General features: G+C 41.1%; 24 protein-coding genes. 2 read left to right on the forward strand and 22 right to left on the reverse strand.

Features of this window, described 5'->3' with window-relative positions; genetic code table 11:
- Window positions 1–26 precede the first annotated feature (26 nt).
- From secA to degS, 22 genes are all read right to left on the reverse strand, one after another.
- Window positions 27–2,552 (reverse strand): preprotein translocase subunit SecA, encoded by a 2,526-nt coding sequence (gene secA, locus V6D42_RS11700; protein WP_333513332.1) that lies wholly within the window; start codon window positions 2,550–2,552, stop codon window positions 27–29.
- Window positions 2,553–2,720: 168 nt separating this feature from the next.
- A complete protein-coding gene (gene hpf, locus V6D42_RS11705) occupies window positions 2,721–3,290 on the reverse strand; it encodes a ribosome hibernation-promoting factor, HPF/YfiA family (protein WP_010332052.1) in 570 nt (189 codons plus the stop codon).
- Between the two features lie 191 nt (window positions 3,291–3,481).
- Entirely contained in the window at window positions 3,482–3,859 is a 378-nt protein-coding gene (locus V6D42_RS11710; RefSeq protein ID WP_010332053.1) for a hypothetical protein, read from the reverse strand.
- A 9-nt stretch (window positions 3,860–3,868) separates the two neighbouring features.
- Window positions 3,869–4,210: a flagellar protein FliT gene (locus V6D42_RS11715; RefSeq protein WP_333513333.1), complete on the reverse strand. Its 342-nt coding sequence runs from the start codon at window positions 4,208–4,210 to the stop codon at window positions 3,869–3,871.
- A complete protein-coding gene (gene fliS / locus V6D42_RS11720) occupies window positions 4,207–4,608 on the reverse strand; it encodes a flagellar export chaperone FliS (protein ID WP_010332055.1) in 402 nt (133 codons plus the stop codon). The genes V6D42_RS11715 and fliS overlap by 4 nt, the downstream gene beginning before the upstream one ends.
- A gap of 22 nt (window positions 4,609–4,630) precedes the next feature.
- Window positions 4,631–6,127 (reverse strand): flagellar hook-associated protein 2, encoded by a 1,497-nt coding sequence (locus tag V6D42_RS11725; RefSeq protein ID WP_333513334.1) that lies wholly within the window; start codon window positions 6,125–6,127, stop codon window positions 4,631–4,633.
- 17 nt (window positions 6,128–6,144) lie between these two features.
- Window positions 6,145–6,474, reverse strand: coding sequence for a flagellar protein FlaG (gene flaG, locus V6D42_RS11730; protein ID WP_019715875.1), 330 nt, complete (start codon window positions 6,472–6,474; stop codon window positions 6,145–6,147).
- Between the two features lie 229 nt (window positions 6,475–6,703).
- Window positions 6,704–7,558 (reverse strand): flagellin Hag, encoded by an 855-nt coding sequence (gene hag, locus V6D42_RS11735; RefSeq protein ID WP_333513335.1) that lies wholly within the window; start codon window positions 7,556–7,558, stop codon window positions 6,704–6,706.
- Between the two features lie 146 nt (window positions 7,559–7,704).
- Window positions 7,705–7,929: a carbon storage regulator CsrA gene (gene csrA, locus V6D42_RS11740; protein WP_010332059.1), complete on the reverse strand. Its 225-nt coding sequence runs from the start codon at window positions 7,927–7,929 to the stop codon at window positions 7,705–7,707.
- Window positions 7,923–8,354: a flagellar assembly protein FliW gene (gene fliW, locus V6D42_RS11745; RefSeq protein WP_095712914.1), complete on the reverse strand. Its 432-nt coding sequence runs from the start codon at window positions 8,352–8,354 to the stop codon at window positions 7,923–7,925. The genes csrA and fliW overlap by 7 nt, the downstream gene beginning before the upstream one ends.
- 20 nt (window positions 8,355–8,374) lie before the next feature.
- Complete coding sequence (locus V6D42_RS11750; protein ID WP_333513336.1) at window positions 8,375–8,950, reverse strand: DUF6470 family protein; 576 nt, start codon at window positions 8,948–8,950, stop codon at window positions 8,375–8,377.
- Between the two features lie 46 nt (window positions 8,951–8,996).
- The gene (flgL, locus tag V6D42_RS11755) at window positions 8,997–9,893 is read right to left on the reverse strand and encodes a flagellar hook-associated protein FlgL (RefSeq protein ID WP_333513337.1); all 897 of its coding nucleotides are present in this window, start codon (window positions 9,891–9,893) and stop codon (window positions 8,997–8,999) included.
- A 9-nt stretch (window positions 9,894–9,902) separates the two neighbouring features.
- Window positions 9,903–11,426 carry a flagellar hook-associated protein FlgK gene (flgK, locus tag V6D42_RS11760; protein WP_333513338.1) on the reverse strand — a complete coding sequence of 508 codons (1,524 nt, stop codon included), beginning with the start codon at window positions 11,424–11,426 and terminating at the stop codon, window positions 9,903–9,905.
- 18 nt (window positions 11,427–11,444) lie between these two features.
- A complete protein-coding gene (flgN, locus tag V6D42_RS11765; protein ID WP_333513339.1) occupies window positions 11,445–11,927 on the reverse strand; it encodes a flagellar protein FlgN in 483 nt (160 codons plus the stop codon).
- A 15-nt stretch (window positions 11,928–11,942) separates the two neighbouring features.
- Entirely contained in the window at window positions 11,943–12,209 is a 267-nt protein-coding gene (gene flgM / locus V6D42_RS11770) for a flagellar biosynthesis anti-sigma factor FlgM (protein ID WP_010332065.1), read from the reverse strand.
- An 80-nt stretch (window positions 12,210–12,289) separates the two neighbouring features.
- Complete coding sequence (locus V6D42_RS11775; RefSeq protein ID WP_198098075.1) at window positions 12,290–12,709, reverse strand: TIGR03826 family flagellar region protein; 420 nt, start codon at window positions 12,707–12,709, stop codon at window positions 12,290–12,292.
- 73 nt (window positions 12,710–12,782) lie between these two features.
- A complete protein-coding gene (locus V6D42_RS11780; RefSeq protein ID WP_333513340.1) occupies window positions 12,783–13,505 on the reverse strand; it encodes a double zinc ribbon domain-containing protein in 723 nt (240 codons plus the stop codon).
- Complete coding sequence (locus tag V6D42_RS11785; RefSeq protein WP_010332068.1) at window positions 13,469–13,765, reverse strand: late competence development ComFB family protein; 297 nt, start codon at window positions 13,763–13,765, stop codon at window positions 13,469–13,471. The genes V6D42_RS11780 and V6D42_RS11785 overlap by 37 nt, the downstream gene beginning before the upstream one ends.
- A 56-nt stretch (window positions 13,766–13,821) precedes the next feature.
- Window positions 13,822–15,216 (reverse strand): ATP-dependent helicase ComFA, encoded by a 1,395-nt coding sequence (gene comFA / locus V6D42_RS11790; protein ID WP_333513341.1) that lies wholly within the window; start codon window positions 15,214–15,216, stop codon window positions 13,822–13,824.
- A gap of 106 nt (window positions 15,217–15,322) precedes the next feature.
- A complete protein-coding gene (locus V6D42_RS11795; protein WP_333513342.1) occupies window positions 15,323–16,168 on the reverse strand; it encodes a DegV family protein in 846 nt (281 codons plus the stop codon).
- Between the two features lie 96 nt (window positions 16,169–16,264).
- Complete coding sequence (gene degU / locus V6D42_RS11800) at window positions 16,265–16,954, reverse strand: two-component system response regulator DegU (protein ID WP_003219701.1); 690 nt, start codon at window positions 16,952–16,954, stop codon at window positions 16,265–16,267.
- A gap of 82 nt (window positions 16,955–17,036) precedes the next feature.
- Window positions 17,037–18,194 carry a two-component sensor histidine kinase DegS gene (degS, locus tag V6D42_RS11805; protein WP_010332072.1) on the reverse strand — a complete coding sequence of 386 codons (1,158 nt, stop codon included), beginning with the start codon at window positions 18,192–18,194 and terminating at the stop codon, window positions 17,037–17,039.
- A gap of 216 nt (window positions 18,195–18,410) precedes the next feature.
- Here degS and V6D42_RS11810 point away from each other — a divergent pair, with 216 nt between their 5' ends.
- A complete protein-coding gene (locus V6D42_RS11810) occupies window positions 18,411–19,064 on the forward strand; it encodes a YigZ family protein (RefSeq protein WP_010332073.1) in 654 nt (217 codons plus the stop codon).
- A complete protein-coding gene (locus V6D42_RS11815) occupies window positions 19,064–20,224 on the forward strand; it encodes an LCP family protein (RefSeq protein WP_333513343.1) in 1,161 nt (386 codons plus the stop codon). The genes V6D42_RS11810 and V6D42_RS11815 overlap by 1 nt, the downstream gene beginning before the upstream one ends.
- Window positions 20,225–20,287: the final 63 nt, after the last annotated feature.

Below are 20,287 nucleotides of genomic sequence, written 5' to 3' on the forward strand. Positions count from 1 at the left end.
GCGGTCAGCAAGCTTGCCCGAACGAACTATTCAGTCCGGCCGCAGCAATTTTTATATTTTTTTCCGCTTCCGCAGTGGCATGGCGCATTTCGGCCGATATCAACCACTTTACGAACCGGCGCTTTCTTTGCTTTTTTGTTTTCATCGCCTTCTTGCGGCTGATGAGCCGTGGTTTGGCCTTGTACAACCTCTTCACGCTCCAGATTATTTTCAATCTCAGCCTTCATCACAAATTTGGCAACCTCGTCTTCGATGGATTCAATCATATGCTCAAACATCGCAAAGCCTTCCATTTGATACTCACGCAACGGATTTGTTTGCGCGTAAGCACGAAGGTGAATCCCTTGGCGTAGCTGATCCATTGCGTCGATATGATCCATCCATTTTGAATCGACGGCGCGAAGCACGATCACTTTCTCGAATTCTCGCATTTGTTCTTCGCCGAATTTTTCTTCTTTGTCATTATATTTGGTCTTGATGCGATCCATAATCAGCTCAAGCATTTCATCCGGCTCTTTGCCGAAGATGTCGCTCTTTTCAAGCGCGCCTTCGTCAAGGTAAGCCGTGTTAACAAGCTCAACAAGACCGTCAAGCTTCCATTCCTCAGGAAGCTCTTCTCTAGGCGTATAGGCCGCAATTGCCCGCTCGAGAGAAGACTTGATCATATTTTCTACGATTTCACGCAGGTTTTCAGAGTCGATGACTTCGAAACGCTGCTTATAGATAACCTCACGCTGCTGGCGGAGAACATCATCATATTGCAGAAGCTGTTTACGCGAATCGAAGTTATTTCCTTCAACACGTTTTTGGGATGATTCAACCGCGCGGGATACCATTTTGCTTTGAATCGGAGTGGAGTCATCCATACCAAAGCGGTCAAGCATTGCCATTGTTCGCTCAGCACCAAATCTGCGCATCAATTCATCTTCCATAGAAAGATAAAATTGCGTGATCCCCGGATCTCCCTGACGTCCTGAACGTCCTCGTAGCTGATTATCAATCCGGCGTGATTCATGGCGTTCCGTTCCGACAACGGCAAGTCCGCCAAGCTCTTTTACTCCTTCGCCAAGCTTAATGTCTGTTCCGCGGCCCGCCATGTTTGTCGCAATCGTCACAGCGCCTTTTTGGCCGGCCTCTTCAATGATTTGCGCTTCTCGTTCATGGTTTTTGGCGTTTAATACCTGATGCGGGATACCTTTGTTTTTGAGCAGCTTTGAAATCAATTCAGACGTTTCGACCGCAACTGTACCGACAAGAACAGGCTGTCCTGTCATATAACGCTGGGCAACATCTTCTGCGACTGCTTTAAACTTCCCTTCCATTGAACGGTAAATTAAATCAGGACGGTCATCACGAACAACCGGCTGATTTGTCGGAATCGTCACAACCTGCATGTTGTAGATGTTACGGAATTCCTCTTCCTCTGTTTTAGCCGTACCTGTCATACCGGCAAGCTTTTCATACATCCGGAAGTAGTTTTGGAACGTAATCGTCGCCAAGGTCATGCTCTCATTTTGAATTTCAAGCCCTTCCTTCGCTTCGATCGCCTGGTGAAGCCCTTCGCTGTAGCGGCGGCCTTTCATTAAACGTCCCGTGAAGGAGTCAACGATGACAACCTGACCGTCTTCTACTACGTAATCAACGTCCTTCTGCATGGCAACGTGCGCTTTTAAGGACTGGTTGATATGGTGGTTGAGCGCCACATTTTTCACATCAAACAGGTTGTCGATGCCGAATGCTTTTTCAGCCTTTGTCATTCCTTCTTCAGTGAGCTGTACACCTTTTGTTTTCACATCATACGTATAGTCTTTCTCTGCTTTTAACGTGAGTACAAAAGCATTTGCCTGTACGTACAGTTTTGTCGATTTTGCAGCTTGTCCTGAAATGATAAGCGGTGTTCTCGCTTCATCAATCAAAATAGAATCGACTTCATCAATTACCGCAAAATGAAGCGGACGCTGCACCATTTGCTCTTTATAAAGAACCATGTTGTCACGCAAATAGTCGAAGCCGAGCTCGTTGTTTGTAGAATAAGTGATGTCAGCCGCATAAGCTTCCCGTTTTTCATCTTTTGACATCGAGTTCAAATTCAGTCCGACAGTTAAGCCGAGAAACTCAAAAATTTTCCCCATTTGCTCTGCGTCACGGCTCGCCAAGTATTCATTGACTGTCACGACGTGCACGCCTTTTCCAGATAAGGCATTTAAATAAACAGGTAGAGTAGACGTTAATGTTTTACCTTCCCCTGTTTTCATTTCCGCGATATTTCCGTCATGAAGAGCAACGCCCCCCATAAGCTGGACTTTAAACGGGAACATGCCGGTTACGCGGCGAGAAGCTTCCCGAACAACTGCGAATGCTTCAACAAGAAGATCATCAGTTGTCGCCCCTTTTTCAAGACGCTCTTTAAATTCAATTGTTTTATTTTTTAGCGCATCATCAGAGAGATTTTCATAGTCTCCCCGAATCGCATCAATATCGTTAGCAATTTTTTCGTATCTATTCAGCGTACGTTTTGTTGGATCAAACATTTTATTTAAAATTCCAAGCATTTATAACGCTCCTCTATCATCACATGCCTCTTTGACAAGCATGTATAAATAATTTACTAGTCCATGTATACCTCTCATTATCATATCATACCTTCTCTTATTTCCAAAGAATTTGCAAATAAGAAAAAACAAAAACCTTCCGCGAAAATCACGGAAGGCTGCTCTTCATTATTCAGTCGGTTCAATCAGGCCATATTTCCCGTCATTTCTGCGATACACGACGTTTGTAAGGTTTGTTTCCGCATTTGTGAAAACAAAGAAATTATGGCCAAGCATATTCATTTGTAGGATTGCTTCTTCATTATCCATCGGCTTTAAATTAAAGCGCTTCTGACGGACGATTTCTAAGCTTTCATCTTCTTCTATTTCGTCCTGAACCGCTATATCTGTATCAGAGCCGAGGCCGTTTGCCAATGCAGATTTCGGAAGACCCTGCTCACGGAATTTGCGGTTTACTTTTGTTTTATGCTTACGGATTTGACGTTCCAGCTTGTTTGTAGCGAGATCAATTGCATTGTACATATCCTCGTTATGCACTTCAGAGCGAAGCGCCAGATCTGTCATTGGAATCGTAACCTCAACCTTAGACTCCTTGTCATTGTAAAACTTCAAGTTGACGTTCACATCGGCATTTACACTTTGCTCAAAATAACGCTCCAGCTTGCCGATCTTCTTCTCGACATGATCCTTTAACGCGGATGTCACCTCAATATTTTCTCCTCTGATGTTATAGTTCATCAAAGAACGCCTCCCTTTTATTAAGGATATGTATCTATTTCTCTTTTACCCTTTACAATTCCTGCTGAAACGTAAACCTTTTGTGAAAATTCAGTGAACTCTGTCGAATTGTGCCGATTTATGCTGATGCTCCTATGGTGACGGGAGGTATATGTATATGCTGATAATAAGAAAAAATGCCTTAGACAAAGTCAATTGATCACAAAGGGCTCCATACATCGATGAATGGACAGCATCCATTTCCTATAATGATTCAGAAAATGTCCTTTTAAATACTCGCAAAATTCATGAGAGGGGAATGAGAAAGAAACCAATTGATCAAATTCTGCAAAGATCTCGTCAAAAGCCTTAACGCATACTTCTGCGCACCGCGTGTTCATCACGAAAAGAAGAGTTGAATGGGTGGAATCCAAATAAAAAAAGGCTTGGATCAGATCTTGATAGATCCGATCCCCTTCTGTTTTTGATAAATTCTGTTCCGCCTCTATCAAATAGCACAGCCCTTCCTCAATTGTAAAAAGAAGATGATAATAAGCTGATAAAAGCGTATAATCTTCAATGCTCTTCAAGGCACTCACCTATTTACGCTTGTCATAATATCTGCCGTCAATTGTGATGTTGTTATAAGGATTTAAATACGTCGTATGCATCGCGCGTTTTCTTTTCACCTGCTGAAGTTCTGCTGCGATTGACTGCTTTACCCTTTCCATTTCCTTCACAATAAGCTGATCCCATGTCAGCACAAGTTTCATTTGCTTCTTTTCTTCTTCCGAGAGCGGCAAAGAGATGTCCTCAATGAGTTCATTCCGTTTTGCCACAAAGTCCTCAATTTGCTTTAAAAGTTCATCGCTCTCTGGTGTGTTCTGTATATGTGACAGCATACTTTTCGTTTCAATTGATAATTGATCTATTTGTTTCATGCAATTCCGCCTGACCCATGCCGGTCCTTTCGTTCGATTTGAATGGCCTGTTTCCATGCATCTCGAAAATCTGTCACATACCCCTCAACTTCTTCCAGTATGCTTTTGTCACTTTTTATATTTGCCTCTACCAGTCTTCGGTAAATATAATCGTACATCGCACCCATTGAACCGGAAAGCTCTATGTTGCGGTTAAGCGTGCCATTTAATTCCTGAATGATATTTTGCGCTTTAATCAGATTTTCATTTTTACGTTCTATATCATTATTCTCAATGGCCTGGCATGCAAGTTTTATAAATTTCAAACAGCCATTATACAGCATAAGCGTCAGTTCACCGGGCGTAGCGGTATTCACTGAACTTTGCTGATAAGCTGCATAAGGATTTTGGATCGCCATAGTGTCATCCTCCAAATTACATTTATTGTACAAGAAGCTGTGATAAATAGGACGCTTGTTCATTCATTTTTTGAATCGCAGAATCCATTGCACTGAATTTTTTATAATAACGGTTTTCTATGGTATTCAATCGGTCCTGCATTTTGGTGATATCAGTGCTGATCGTGTTTAAATTTTTACCGATTGAGTAGTCATTGGTTCCCATTGTCGAGTTGCCGGCTTTTGCTTCAATGCTTTTCACTGTACTTTTCAGTGTGTCGCCGATACGTTTCATAATCCCTTTATCACTATAGGCACTGTTGTTCGTTCCGTTTGTAAATAAGGCGGCAACACTTTGTGGATCTTCTTGTATTTTTGCTTTCAGTTTGTCTTCATTAATCTCTAAATGGCCCCGTAATTGATAAGCACTTGAGGTTGTGATGCCAAATTCAGTTAATTGATAAGTTTTCCCATCCGCATTAACTTGAGTATAAAAATCAGTCCGCATTTGGTTCGTGCCGGTGCTGATGCTGGAATCATTTCTCAGCAAACCGCTTTTTGCCTTCTTCTCCCAGAGTTCTACCTCTTTATCAGACATTGCTTCTTTTTGTTCACTCGTCAGCGGAGTATAATCTCTGTATTTTTCTTCCTGAAGCTTTTCATTCAGGCTGTCAACCAATTCATTGTATTTATCTACAAACTCTTTAATTTGGTTATAAATCCCGTCTACATCAGTAGAAACAGATGTGGTAACAGGGCCTGTGGCTGCAGTTGTATTTTTGATCGAGTAGGTAACGCTATTAACCGTAAAGTTGTTTGTCAGCTTCTCCATTTCAAAGCCATTAATTGTGACCTTTGCATTTGTTCCTTCTTTGTAAGCAGTGAGCTTATTATCAGCGTCTAACGAAAAACCAAGCTGACCGGACATAAAGTCGGATGTAGCAGAGTCTGCTGCCTGTATGCTTCCTCCTGCACCTGTTGCTTTAGAAGAAAACGCAATCGTTTCTACATACTCTGTACCATTCCATATTTTATCTTTAAATGCTGAAACACCTAGATCTGAGCTGTTAAGTTTAGAAATCACATTATCAATCGTATCGGCGCTCGTCACACTGATGTTCACTGTTTTTGCCGTTGTCTCGCCAGGCGCCACAACGTTAAATGCCAAATTATAATCGCCTTGTGTGTATCCAGTATAATTATTTGCCTTATACGTTGCTGCAGTTGCCAAACTCGCTACTTCAACAGTAGAAGAAGAGTTTGGCGCACTTGCGCTTCCTGTAGCAGTTAACACAGACTCATTAGAACTGGTCACAGTTTTGCTCTGATACGTGCTCGGATATGTCAACGTATTTTTAGACATATAATCTTGTAGTTCTTTTATTTTTGAGTTGACTTCACGATAGCTGTCACGCTGCCATTCTAGCGTCTGCTTTTTTTGTGTCAGCTTATCAAGCGGCGCTCTTTCTGTTTGCATCAGCTTTGATACGATATCATCTATATCCATTCCTGACGCCAGACCTGTTATTCTCGTGACCATTTCAAACCACTCCTCATCTACTTTTTTTCATCTACAAATAACCCAAGAAATTCAGTCATAGCCGCATAAAAATCAAGCCACCGTTTCGGCGGAATTTCACGGATGACTTCATTTGTAGAGTCCTCTATTACTTTTACATAGTATTCATTTAACTTCTCATGGAGCTCAAACTTCAGGTGAACTTGCGACGGTTCCAAAAGCTTGTTCATTTCCCCTACCATTTCAGCAAGATTGGTATATGAAACTTGATGAACAGGAACCTCACTCTCATGATCTTTCTGATTATGTATTTGAGTATCGTAACGATCCCAAACGGGTTGTAACGTAGTGAGCCTTTCAATATTCAATTGATCATCCCCTATGTCCCAATCTATCGTTTATATCGACTAAGTCGAGATAAGATTACACATATTTATGGAAAAAAACTCATCTGTTTTAGAATTCTTGTTAGGGAATACTTTTATAGGTTAGTGGAGAATCCGATTATTATATCACGGGTTATAGACAGTAAGGGGAAAGATATGGAGTTAGGAATATAAAAAAAGACCCCGGCAAACGCCAAGGTCTTTTTCAAAATTAACGTAACAATTGAAGTACGTTTTGAGGCTGTTGGTTCGCTTGAGCAAGCATCGCTTGAGAAGCTTGAGAAAGAATGTTGTTCTTTGTGAACTCGCTCATCTCTTTAGCCATGTCAACGTCACGGATACGAGACTCAGCAGCTGTCAAGTTTTCACCAGAAGCGCCTAAGTTGTTGATTGTATGCTCAAGACGGTTTTGTACCGCACCTAGTTTTGAACGTTGAGTTGAAACATTGTTAATAGCAGTATCAATTAAACCAAGTTGTGTGTCAAATGCTGCTGCATCATCTTTGAATGCAGTAACATTGATACCGTCAATTCCTAGTCCAGTTGCACTCATGTCGCCGATATTAACTGCAAGTTGTTGCCCTGCATTTGCACCAATTTGGAATGTTAATTTGTCAGTAGCAAAGTCGCCATTAAGAAGCTTCTTACCGTTAAATTCAGTTCTGTCAGAGATACCTTTACTTCCACCTGTCATGCCACCAACTTCTTCAAGTAGGGAACCGATCTCTTCTTGGATAGCACCTAAGTCAGTAGCGTCTTGAGTACCAGTATTGTTTGCTTGTACTGCAAGCTCACGAACACGTTGAAGGATAGAGTGAGTTTCAGTCAATGCACCCTCAGCTGTTTGGATAAGAGAGATTCCGTCTTGAGAGTTTTTAGAAGCCATTTCAAGACCTCTGATTTGTCCTCTCATTTTTTCAGAGATCGCAAGACCTGCTGCGTCATCTCCTGCACGGTTGATACGAAGACCAGAAGAAAGCTTCTCCATGTTCTTTTGGCTAGCACCGTTGTTTGAAGACAAACGGTTTAGTGTGTTAAGTGCTGCGATATTGTGGTTAATTCTCATTGTTTTGTTCCTCCCTGAATATGTTGTTAAGGCACGTCCTTGTGCCTTGTTTTTTTGTAACTGGCGGAGTGTTTGCGTCTCCTCCCGGCTACATCATTAATATCGGATCGTCTCTGATTTTGTTAATACATAAATAAAAAAAATCCTCACTTTTTTTGTGAGGATAATGCGGAGATCACATCGCTGGATAACGCTGCCGCACGGTTATTTTCTTCCTGAATGGTCAAGTAAATTTCTTTCCTGTGAATATCAATATGCTTTGGGGCTTCAATTCCAATTTTCACTTGGTCACCCTCAACCGCAATCACTTTTACTTCAATATCAGCACCTATTTGAATCGCTTCGTTTATTTTCCGCGATAAAACTAGCATGATTCTCCTCCAATCGGATGCTTTGTCGTATATGGGGAGTCGTGTAAAACGACTTGCTTAGCCAGCATGTTCTTGCGATTCACAATAATAGGAGCCAATAAATTAGCAGTAGTTTTTTCGAATGGCTCTTCCATGGTCAATAATGTCATGACTTCTACGTCTTCAATATTATCGATATCCAAAAGTTCAGCAGTTGATTCATCAAGGTCAAATTCATAATTCTTAAAAAAGATAAACGGACTTACAACGATGAACGCAAGATTCTCTGAAGTGACGGACTGCAGCGCCACGAATGGAGAGTCTTCTGAAAGCGGAAGAATGACGAACTGTTTTTCTTCAACAAAACCTGGAATCCCGTTTTCAAAAAGAATGATTTGTTCTTCTTTCACGTTCATTTGGCCATGGTACTTAGTATGAATGATCATTGTTCACGATCCTTTTCTTTTTACTTTTCTAGTGATTTTTCCGGGTATTCTACATCTATATTTAAATCAGGGTATTGGAGCATGTCAACCTTAACGTTTCCCGGCATATATTCAACAATCGGCTTATGCGGTTCAGCCTGAATAACAGGCTTTCGCGGTGTAATCTGAACATTAAGCTGTGACGGAGTATATTGTATTTTCACTCTTGATAGAGAAGGGGCATAATGTTCGCCTAATTGAATTTGGTGCATCTCAGAGTTCCTTTTTGCTTGTGAAGCGATGGGGTTCCCCTTATTTTCAATTCTCATAAGCTCGTCACCTTCTTCTGCAGTACGGGCTATACCATCCATTACATCTTCATGCCCTTGTTGGGCGGCTTCTTCGATTCTTTTGGATATATGCTTTCTGTCTAATTCTTCCCATGCTTGCGTCTGGTCAATCGTGAGTTTTCCCGGGGTCACCGATATTTCCATTTCCGCGCTTGGCTGTTCAATTTCCAAGTCGGCTTGCGGCTGCTCCATTTTTAAGCTGGCAGGCGTCGTTGTTAAACCAATTTTCCCTTGAACACTATGCATAATCAATCTGGGAATTTGCATCACTCTACCTCCTAAACTATAAAAAAAGCGAACTCCTGAGAGCCGCTTACTTTAAAAAGTCGATCAATGTAGGCTGAACAATTTGCGCATTTACAGCCAGAGTAGCCCTGTGCACGCTTTGCTGCGCAATAAATTCAGTTATTATTTCTTCCAGTTCTACATCTTCATTGTCTGACAACACTTTTGTAGCTGTTTCTTCTTGAGCTGAAAGTCTTGTATTAATCAGTTCAAGACGATTATATCTCGCTCCAATATCAGATCGTTCTGCACTCATACCGTCAGAAAATTGATCAATATCATCTAAAACGCTGTCCACATCGTCCAAAGAGCCTGAATTAAGTGCTTTCTCAAATGAATTAAGCATTTCAAACACATTTTGTCCGCTTCCAGAAGTACCGCCAAAGGCTGCCTTCGGATCTGAGTTCACCTTTAATGACATATGATCCGATATATTGACAATAACGTCAGCGGTATCAGAAATCGTATAAGTTCCGTCGCCGTTGTCTTTAACTGGGGGTGTATCTGAATTAGTGCCATTGAAGATATATCTGCCGTTCACTTGTGTATTAGCAATATTTAAAAGCTGCTCTTTTAATTGTTTTACTTCTACACCAATTGCTTGCAATTCTGCTTCACCATTTGTGTCATTCTGAGCTTGAACAGCTAACTCTCTGACCTTTGACATAATGTCAATTCCTTCAGTAATGTTTGTTTCTGTGTTTTCAAGCCAAGTAAAGGCTTGAGAAGCATTACTTTGGTATTGCTGAACTTGAGATAATTGCGTATTGTACTTTAAGCTTTTCATAGCTACTACTGGATCATCGGAAGCTTTTGAGATTTTTTTTCCGGAAGAAATCTGTGATTGAAGTTTATCCAGCTTTGAGTAGCTTGAACCGATATATCTCAATGAGTTTTGCTGAATCATGCCTTGTGTTACTCTCATTTGATCTACCTACCTTCCTCCGACACCCATGCCATTGATCACTTTGTCGAGTATTTCGTCTTGTAAAGTCACCATTCTTGCAGCAGCATTGTATGCGTGTTGGAATTGAATCATATTGGTCATTTCTTCGTCTAAAGAAACTGCGCTCATTTGCTGACGGTTTATGTCTGCATCATTCAGCTGTGTTTCTGTATTAGATGCCAGCCGATTCGCCTCTTGAGCTTTGATCCCCAACTCGCCAATGAGACCAGCATAATAATCTAGCACACTCGTTTCTTTTCCGTTAATAGTGATGTCCCCGGTTAACACATTTGCTAAATTCGTTGCGTTTGAATTATCGTTTGCTGCTCCGGTAAGTGAGAAAGCGATATTCGCGCCTTTTGAATCTTTTATGCTGTCAGTGACTTTAATCTTACCTGCTGCGCCTTTTGCCGGCTCAGTTTCACCTCCGGTAAAATCAAAAAAGTCCCCGCCTTTTTCACCGCTCTCTGTCAGACCATTTCGGTGTACTTTATTGAAAGCTTTTGCAAATTCGAGCGCCATATGATCAAGATCAGAAAGCATCTCTGGGTATATGCCCTTTTCTTTGCCGTCTGCCGTGACATATCCATAAGACTGTATAAACCCTAACAGTGATCCATTGCTGCTGAACGACTCAGCTTGAACAGCAGTGTCTCCAATTGAAATACTTGTCACTAAGCCCGTTTCATTATCATAGTTAGCTTTCAGCTCTGAAACCTCATAATTTTTTCCGTCCAGAACAGTTCCAAGTGACTGTTTATTTTTATCCAGGATTTCGATCGATACTGTTCCTTCCGAAGAAGCAAGCGCATTCCCGCCTGATTTGTTGTAGCTCACTTTGACATCAACAATTGAAGATAATTTATCAATCAGCAAATCACGTTGATCGTATAAACCATTCGGAAGTAGACCGACTGGTTCTACCTGTGCAATTTGCTTATTGAGACTGTTTAATTGAGATAGCAGTGAATTAACATCTAGTACACTAGTATCTAGTTCTGCTTTTAAATTTGATTGAACTTTTGTAAGGGACTCAGAAATATGATTAAATGTATCAGCAACAGCCTGTCCTTTTTGAGAGACAACAGAACGCGCACTGTCCTCATTTGCATTATTGGATAGTTCTTGCAGAGAATTCCAAAATGAATTTAGCACACTGTTTAATCCGCTGCCACCAGTCTCATTCATAATCCCTTCCATTTGGGACAGGGCTTTAGCCTTCGTGTCATAATATCCAGAACTGTTGTTTTGAAGGCGGTACTGGTAGTCAAGAAAGATATCTCTAATTCTCTCAACTGACTTGCCTTGTACACCTGTTCCCATTTGTCCCGCAGTTTTTTCTGCATTTTTTGATACAGCAGGGAAATAGTCCGTTGCCTCTAATGAGACTCGCTGTCTTGTATAACCATCAGTATTGGCATTTGCCACGTTATTTGCAGTAGTGCTTAACGCTGCTTGCTGAGCGCTTAACGCCCGCCTTGCAGTTTCAAGACCCATAAAGGTAGATGTCATATTCTGAATTCCTTTCTGCTAAGCTTTTGAATCGAACAGTTTCAGCCGGCTGCTCTTCGGAAGCTCAGCTTTAATCTGTTTACCGTAATTAAAGTTATTGTCCTTAGGAACCAGCATATCGTACGAAATAGAGATGAATTGCAGCGCATCTCTGGTCAGCTGTCTATTCAGCTTATTCACTTCTTTTAGACACCCGAGAACTTTAGTAAGAGATTCGAACAAAAGTTCAAGCTCTTCCTTTTCACTGCCTGACGTTTTGGCGATACAAGCAGAAATGGTGTTATTTTCGCTGTATCCAAGAAACGTGGAAGCCGCTTTAATCCGCTCATTTTCTGTCTGTTCGATTGCTTGAATGTATTTTTGTTCCTTTGTCAAAATGTTAGAAAGCTCTTTTGTTTTGCCGGCTTTGAGCGCTTCCGTCTTTTCCTCAGACAGCGTGAGCAGATGCTCATGCAGAACGCAAAGTCGCTTCAATTGTTCAATAATTGGCTTTGCTGACATGGGCTTTCTCCTTTTTTATTGCTTTTTATAAAAATTAATCATGTTTTTTGCTATATGATTTGCGTCTATTTTGTATGACCCGTTTTCAATTTGCGCTTTTAGTTGCGCGATTTTTTCCTGGCGTGAACCAGTGACTGCGTCGGATGCATTTTGCAGCTCTTTAGCCTGCGATGAAATTTCTATTTTATCTTTAGGCTGTGCAGCATTTTTTTGCACTGCTTGCTTTTCGTAATTTTTTTGGTATGGATTAACGGATTGTGTTCCAAATTGATTGATTTTCATAGGATTCCTCTCGCTTTCCGTTGCAGTCTTTAAACAATCTTAACCCTTTTATCGACTGCGGTTTCAGTTAGTTTAGGGAATCAGCTGTTTTTGGTATTATAGGCATAGTATGTGTCTTTTTTACTATTTTCCCGCTCTGTTTTCAATGCGGATTCTTGGTTCAGATGATCTATTTGTCCCTTTATATCGGACTGGCAAGCCTTACAGAACTTACCTTCCCTAATCGATGTCCCGCACCTTTCGCAAGGGTATGCCAAATTCGGCAGATGAGTGATTTGAATTCGTTTTTGCCTGATGAATTTTAAAATCAGCTCTTCCTCCACACCAGTTTCCTCAGTTATACGGCTAAGCGTTGATTGCCTGTTTTCCTGTTTCCTTAAAAATTTATATACAGTCTCAAATGATTTTTCTTCTTCCTTAATACACGCCTGACACACGGTTTGCAGCTTTGTTTTTAAAAATAGAGCATTGCATTTCGGACAATTCGCCAGTTCACCCATCATTTTTACTCCTTATTCATTAATATGCCTGCAGTAATTTCTAGACATTATATCGGCACAAAAATTGAATCATTTAGCTTCTCACTAAGGTAAAAGATGACACTGAACCAGCTTTGCCTTGCTCCAATAAACAGCGGGCAGCATAGTGTAAAGTGGCGCCTGTGGTATAAAGATCGTCGATTAACACGATATCCATACCCTCAACCGAGCTGTTTTTTGTTTCAAAAACATGCTCTGAAAGCAGGCGTTCCGTTTTCTTTTTCTTAGACTGCTTTTCATTATTCAGGCGGATGAGAGGATTGAGGATGGGCCGGTTTAAGCATTCAGCAAGCATTTGTGACTGGTTAAAGCCGCGTTCTGCTTTCCGTTCTTCACTTAGCGGAATGGGAACGAGCACAAGGCGTTTATCTGGATAGACAGCAGAGAATTCAGAGGAAAAGTCATTTTTAAAAGCGCTTATTATCTCTGCATCTCCCCTAAATTTCATACGGGCAAGCGTTTCTTTCATCATGTCATTATATAAATAAACAGAACGGTTCTGGCTAAGCCTTAAGCCGTCATCTATTCTTGATTTCCATGCCTCACAATCCGCGCACACTTCATGAACGGTTTGAGGTCTTCCGCAAAGCGGACAGATGGCCCCTTTGATGATCTGTAATTTATTTCTGCAGGACTGACAGACACTATCGTCAGGTTTTAATAAAAATAGTGAGCACCATGAAACAGCTTGAGAAAATTGTGAATCGCACAATAGACAGATCAGTTTTTTATAGCCTCCTCCTGTCTCATTTCGCATTGATCACTCGGATTCTCCGATACCACAGCAGCTGATTCAGCCAAAATCACAAGCATCGCCGTGTTTTTTTGTTTATCTACCAGCTCAGCTTTCGTATATGCAATCTTTTTTACATCAGTGACGTAAGCTGGTCTTACTTGGTTTAAAGAAAGTGCCAGTACATCATTTTTGCATACTTGGCAAGTGCAGGTCATATGAAGCTGATCCATATATCGGTCAAAAAGTTCTTGCATCATAATCTCTTTTGAATTGACAAGCATTTTTACAGCTCCTCATTAGTTATATGAGTATACTGTATCATGTTTTTAAATATTAACTAGTCTATCAACTTATTTTTCAAAGCCAATTCATTCATTATTTTGATATGTTTTCTTGCCTCTATCATACTCTTTGTTTTTCCGAAGTGAAAATAAATGACATCACCGTCTGCATGTTCTTTATGCCGGCCTGTCCTTCCTGCGATTTGCACAAGCGCGCTTTCCGTAAAGATGGGCGATTCTGCTCCTAAGATGCCTGTTTGGACCATAGGAACTGTGACACCCCTTTCTAATATTGTTGTTGTGATTAACAGATCAAACTGACCGTCTCGAAATTGCTGCACTTTTTCTTTTCTAAGCTTGTCTTCCGCATGTACAGACGCTGTTCGATAATTCATATTTTTAAAACAAGAAGCAGCCTTTTCCAGAATAGAAATGGAAGGAACAAATAAAAAAACGGGCCTTCCTTCTTTTACATGCTGCTCTATCCATCTCTTTACCGCATTTGGGATTTTATTTCGGATTAATTTCTTTTTCCAGTTTCCGCACCATTGAAAGCGCGGTTCAGGCAATGGCTTCCGATGGTATCTGGCCGGTATGCGAACGGACTTCAACTCACCTTTATACGTTTTTCTTTTTAATTCTTTAGGAGGTGTGGCGCTTAGATAAACAAGAGTGCTGTTTTTCTTTCTCGCTTTTTGAACAGCGAATTGAAGGGTTTGATCAGCGGAATATGGAAAAGCATCCACTTCATCAACGATCATGACGTCGAATGCGTCTTTATAACGCAAAAGCTGATGGGTTGTGGAAATCATAAGCGGAGATAAACGCCCTTTGTCCTCACTTCCTCCGTATAAAGCTGAAATATCAGCACCTCGAAATGCAGCCTTCAGCCTCGGAGCAAGCTCTAATACAACATCGGTGCGCGGGGTCGCAATACAAACACGCTGTTTTAGATTTAATGCCAATTCTATACCCGGGAATAATAATTCAGTTTTACCTGCGCCGCAAACAGCCCAAATAAGGAGCTCTTCTTGATTCGAAATTGCTTCAACTAAGACGTCAGCTGCCTTTTGCTGTCCGCTTGAAAGCTTTCCATCCCAAGTCAGTTTTATAGGCTTCCAGTTTGCCTCCGCCTCCTTACTCCAAGAATATAAAGTAACATCCTCACTCACCCTGCCCATCATGACACAAGAGCGGCAGTAAACTTTATCTTTTCCAAATGAATGATACGATGAAAAATACTGTTGATCATTTTGACCGCATCTATTGCATCTATATCCCCGTTTATTTTTTGATAATGACTCCTCGGCAGATATATAACCATGCTCGGTATGCCAATCAATGATCTCGTCAGAAAATGAGATTTCTGTTCTAAGCAGCTGACGGCTCTGGAGCTGCTGCTGCAGTTCTTTAGAGAATAGACTGGTCGATTCTGATGTCTTAGTCTGCATAGTACGGCCTCCTTGCGAGACATTATGCCGGAATGAAAATATGCTGTCTAACAGCTAAAAAAAGAATTTAAAAAAATCTCCGCTACTAAAACGGAGATTTCATCATTTATTTAAAACACCAGCAGATTCCAATTGCACCTTCACCAAGATGAGTGCCTATAACAGCACCAAAGTAGCTGTTGTAAAATTCAACATGCGGATATTTTGCAGAGAGCTCTTCAATAATCTTCGATGCTTCTTCTTCTCGATTAGCGTGAATAACGGCAACTTGCATCGGCATACCCTTACTCGCGTCTTCATTTAAAAGCTCGTAAATCCGTGAAATTGCTTTTTTGCGTGTACGGATCTTCTCAAAAGGCACAATTACCTTATTGTCAAAATGCAGAATAGGCTTTACCTTTAGAAGACTCCCAATAAAGGCTTGAGCACTGCTTAATCGTCCGCCTCGCTGAAGATGAGTTAAATCATCCACCATAAAATATGCACGAACGGTTTTTTTCATTTCCTCCAGTTCTTTTATAATATCTTCTGGAGATGAAGCCCCATTTCTGATCAAGTCGGCTGCTTTCAGAGCATAAAAACCTTGAGCCAGACAGCTGATCTCTGAGTCAAACGGGTACACTTCAATATTATCGACCATTGTATTCGCTGCAGCTGCACTGCTGAACGTTCCGCTAATTCCGCTAGAAAGATGAATACTGATCACCGTATCATATGACTTGCCGAGCTCTTCATACAAAGCAACCAGCTCGCCGATCGCAGGCTGAGAAGTGGACGGAAGCTCTGTATGTTTTTTCACTTCTTGATAGAAGCTTTCCCAGTCCATTTCTGTTTCTTCATGATACGTTTCATCCCCAAAAACAACCTGGAGAGGAATCATGTGTATATGATTTTGTTCACGCATTTCTTTTGGAATATATGCCGTACTGTCTGTTACTACTGCAATATTCATAGCTTCGTTACCTGCCTTATCACTTTATGACTCTATTGTAAGGGAAACAGAAGCCTAAAAAAAGACCTGCCTCAAAAAGGCAAGTCCAGTTTCATGCTATCTCATTTCTACCCAACCATTTTTAATGGCGACCACCACGGCCTGCGTCCGGTCGTTTACATTCATTTTTTGTAAGATATTGCTGACATGGTTTTTAACAGTTTTTTCACTGATAAACAATGATTCACCGATTCCGCGGTTGCTTTTTCCGTCTGCAAGCATTTGCAGCACTTCACATTCCCGCCTTGTTAAAATATGTAATGGTCTGCGAATCTCTGGATAGACCTCATGCTGAGGATGAGCAGAAACTCCGCTTGTTGCAAGACGGCGGAATTCGTTTACGAGGTTGTGAGTAACCTTCGGGTGAAGGTAAGAACCGCCCTCGGCAACTACTTTAACCGCTTCAATCAGTGTATCAGCATCCATCTCTTTCAGCAGATAACCTCTTGCACCTGTTTTCAGGGCATGTGTTACATAATTCTCGTCATCGTGAATCGATAGAATAATTACTTTAGATTCAGGATACAGCTCTACAAGCTGCTTTGTAGCTTCCACGCCATTTACGTTCGGCATATTGATATCCATGATCACGACATCAGGATGATAGTGCTCAACGATACGAGCCGCTTCATCTCCGTCGTCTCCCTCCGCTACCACTTCAAAGGTAGGTTCGAAATCCAATATACGCTTCACACCTTCACGAAATAACTGATGGTCGTCGATAATAACAATGTTTACTTTAGTCACAAGCCACGCCTCCTTGTATTATTGTTCTATATACTCTGGTATTCGGTCAATATGCCTTTTGGCTCTATTTTACAAATCATAGTCAAAGAGATAACGGAACCTTAATCATGATAAATGTCCCAAGACCTATTTTTGAATCTATCGTTATGGTTCCTTCCAATAAATCTACTCTTTCTTTCATCCCAAGCAAGCCGAATGATTTGTTTTTCTTCTCTTTCGCTTCCTTCAGGTCAAATCCTTTGCCGTTATCTTTTATCATTAAAATCACAAAATCCTTTGTAATCTCAACTTTGACTGTAATTTCTTCAGATCCAGAATGCTTTAACGCATTGGACACAGCTTCCTGTGCGAGTCTGAAGAGCGCAACTTCAAACTGAGGCGCGAGTCGTTTTTCCTCCGTATCGCCGATGCACTGAAAGTGTATTTTCACCTTACCGTTATATTCTTCGGTTGTATATAGATATTTCCGCAAAGTTGGAATCAGGCCTAGGTCATCAAGGGCCATCGGTCTTAAATCATATATAATCCGTCTCACTTCGTAAAGGGCATTACGCACATTTTGGCGGAGATTTTTGATTTCCTGGAATCCGTCCTCAGCGCCTCGGTCTCGGAATATCCGTTCAATTAATTCCGATCTCATCATAACATTTGCCAGCATTTGTGCAGGACCGTCATGAATTTCTCTCGAGACTCTTTTTCTCTCTTCTTCCTGCGCTTCAATAATTCTCAGGCCAAAATCCTGTTTTGCCTGCGCATCGGCAAGAAGCAGCCCAACCTCACGAAGATCCTGATTCAGATAGTTCAGCACAACCGTAATCTGGCTCACTAGTGATTCTGAGCGTTCAATGATTTCCTGAAGGCCTAACAGTCTGCGTTCCAAATCATCCCGGCGTTCGCGCAATTGCTTTTCACGCTGCTGGATCATCGTCAGTTCTACTTGCAGCTTATGGGCTTTTTCATAAGCATTGCGGATTTCTTCTTCACTGAATCTATGAAAATTTCGGCTGACCTCGGATAAACGGTTTCGTGCATGGCGGGTTTGCACTTCAAGTTTATCACCAAGCTCGATGACTTCATAAACCTGCTGTTTAATTTGTTTCAGTTCTTCGACCAGCTGTTCATACTGCTGGCGCGACTGCTCCCCAATTTGAAAAACCTCATCCTTGCTCCCGTCAACGGTTTTCAGCATCTTCATCAAAATAGAATCCAGAACTTTGGAATCCATCTTTATTTTATTCATAATTTCCCTCCGTCACGGTGTTGTCATATATTTTTATTATAAATGTAATTGATCTGCAAATTGTGTCGAATTATAATGAAAGAATGCGTATATTCTAGAAAAAAACAATTTTATGTACCTTCTTACTCTTTATGATAACAAAATACGCACAAAAATTCTAAAGACTGTACGAATTTGTATAGGCAGTCTTTTATGCTTAGCGGGGGGTCAGCTAGCATGCTGCACAGCTATTTCACTGTGAAAGAAGCAGGAGAACACGAGATTGTTATAGAAAAATCGCGTTTTATCTGTCATTTAAGCCGTGTTTCTTCCGAACAAGAAGCACAGGAATTTATACAGAAAATAAAGAAACAGCACTGGAATGCAACTCATAATTGCTCAGCTTACGTTATTGGCGAAAACGATCATATCCAAAAAGCCAATGACGACGGAGAACCGAGTGGCACAGCAGGAGTCCCTATGCTCGAGGTGTTAAAAAAACGCAGACTTAAGGATACTTGTGCAGTCGTCACGCGTTACTTCGGCGGCATAAAGCTGGGAGCAGGCGGTTTAATCCGCGCTTATGGGAAGTCAGTGTCTGAAGGATTAAACCATATAGGTGTCGTAGAACGGAAGCTTATGAGGGTTATGCATACTTCCGCAGATTATACTTGGCTTGGCAAGATTGAAAATGAATTAAGGGAATCGCCTTTTCTATTAAAAGAAATCCATTATGCAGAAAACGTAGAATTCGAAGCATATGTAGAAGAAAAAGAAACACAATCGTTTTCTGAGTGGATGACAGAGTTAACAAATGGAAAAAGTGATATTACAGAGGGAGAGTTGACGTACCTTGAAAAAGCCGTCAATCACATAAAGGAGACTGAATAATGACTGAACGGGTTAGAGTGCGTGTGCGCAAAAAGAAAAAGAGCAAACGCAGAAAAATTTTAAAAAGGATTATGTTGTTGTTCGTCCTTGCATTATTGGTAGTTGTAGGGCTCGGAGGATATAAACTATATAAAACCATTAACGCTGCGGATGATTCATACGATGCACTTTCCCGCGGAGATAAATCAAATCTACGCAATGAAGTTGTAGATATGAAGAAAAAACCATTTTCTATTTTATTTATGGGAATTGAAGATTACGCGACAAAAGGGCAAAAAGGGAGATCGGACTCTCTTATTGTAGTTACCCTTGACCCGAAAAATAAAACCATGAAAATGCTGAGCATTCCGCGCGATACACGAGTGCAATTAGCTAATGACACAACCGGCACCAAAACAAAGATCAATTCCGCTTACAGCAAAGGCGGAAAAGATGAGACTGTTGAAACTGTTGAACAATTTTTACAAATCCCAATCGATAAATATGTAACAGTGGATTTTGACGGATTTAAAGATGTTATTAATGAGGTTGGCGGTATTGATGTAGATGTACCTTTCGACTTTGATGAGAAAAGTGATGTGGACGAAAGCAAACGGATTTATTTCAAAAAAGGCGAGATGCATTTAAATGGTGAAGAAGCCTTGGCGTATGCCCGCATGAGAAAACAGGATAAACGCGGCGACTTCGGCCGTAACGACAGACAGAAACAAATTTTAAACGCGTTAATCGATCGGATGTCCAGCGCAAGCAATATTGCAAAAATTGATAAAATCGCAGAGACAGCCAGTGAAAACGTTGAAACCAATATACGCATTACTGAAGGTTTAGCCCTACAGCAGATTTACAGCGGCTTTACCAGCAAGAAAATCGGTACACTGTCAATTACTGGTTCTGATTTGTATTTAGGGCCTAACAAAACATATTATTTTGAACCGGATGCTGCGAATCTGGAAAACGTCAGAAAAACCCTTCAGGAGCATTTAGATTATGATCCTGATACGAGCAGTTCAAGCATTGGCAGCTCCAGTACCGATAGCTCAACATCAGACAGCTCTGACAGTTCTAGCACTGCAACAGACGGCAGCGGAAGCGGCTACACAAATGACAGCAGCACAAGCTCAAATGGCACAACAAATTCAACAACTGATTCATCATATTAAATTTAAAAAAGCCCGTCCTTTAACGGATCGGGCTTTTTTGCGCTGAAAAAACTCCGGCTCATA

This window comes from Bacillus sp. 0909A (assembly GCF_036765115.1).
Taxonomy (GTDB): Bacteria; Bacillota; Bacilli; order Bacillales; family Bacillaceae; genus Bacillus; species Bacillus mojavensis.